Origin of the sequence: Mycoplasma zalophidermidis (genome assembly GCF_018913985.1) — a bacterium.
Lineage (GTDB): Bacteria > Bacillota_I > Bacilli_A > Mycoplasmatales > Metamycoplasmataceae > Mycoplasmopsis > Mycoplasmopsis zalophidermidis.
This window is the reverse complement of the sequence record NZ_JAHMHK010000028.1, coordinates 1-344: the sequence shown is the minus strand read 5'-3', so window position 1 is coordinate 344 and position 344 is coordinate 1. Positions and strand designations below refer to the sequence as shown.

Sequence of the window (344 nt, the reverse complement as noted above, 5' to 3'; positions counted from 1 at the left end):
CTAATTAAAATATATTCCCAAAGTGCACTCATTTTAATATAATTTTAATTAGCTAAAAAATAGCTGATGTATTAATAAGGAGAAAATATGAACAAAGAATTAATCTTAAATGATTATATTAATAAAATAAATGAAATATCAAAACACGATATTAATCAAGACCAAAAAGATCTAATAATTAATATCTTAAAAAGAACAGATGAAAAAGATTTACAAGATGTATATCAATTTTTAATTAAAAGAGTAAAAATTGGTTTTGTTTTCGATGAAGCACCAGCTTGCAAAAACACAGCTTTAGCTTTACTTAAAAAAGATAATGAAAAATCATTTATTAATGATATGTT

Annotated in this window: 1 pseudogene; it reads left to right on the top strand. The window is 20.9% G+C overall.

What is annotated here, in order from left to right:
* Nucleotides 1-87: 87 nt before the first annotated feature.
* Nucleotides 88-344: pseudogene (locus tag KQ878_RS03740) on the top strand (hypothetical protein); the annotation flags it as partial.